Source organism: Bifidobacterium sp. H6bp9, from assembly GCF_032193695.1.
GTDB lineage: Bacteria > Actinomycetota > Actinomycetes > Actinomycetales > Bifidobacteriaceae > Bombiscardovia > Bombiscardovia kimbladii.
In genome coordinates this window covers 1-387 of sequence record NZ_JASTZY010000020.1, presented here as the reverse complement: position 1 = coordinate 387, position 387 = coordinate 1, and the positions used below count along the sequence as shown (strand labels likewise).

1 protein-coding gene is annotated in these 387 nt (G+C 66.1%); it reads left to right on the top strand.

The features are described from left to right. Positions 1 to 387: RCC1 domain-containing protein (locus QRX40_RS08665; RefSeq protein ID WP_396184589.1), on the top strand; the 387-nt coding region annotated here is incomplete at both ends.

Here is a 387-nt window from a genome sequence, read left to right as displayed (position 1 = left end):
GTACCCGGACCTGCCCAAGGACTTCACCTACCTGCAGGTCAGCGCCGGAGCCTATCATTCGCTGGCCCTGGGCAGCGACGGCAACGCCTACGCCTGGGGAAGCAACAGCAGTGGCCAGCTCGGCGGCGGAACGACCACCAGCCCGAATACGCCGGTCAGAGTGAAGACACCCGACCGCAACACGTACCCGGACCTGCCCAAGGACTTCACCTACCTGCAGGTCAGCGCCGGAGCCTATCATTCGCTGGCCCTGGGCAGCGACGGCAACGCCTACGCCTGGGGAAGCAACAGCAGTGGCCAGCTCGGCGGCGGAACGACCACCAGCCCGAATACGCCGGTCAGAGTGAAGACACCCGACCGCAACACGTACCCGGACCTGCCCAAGGA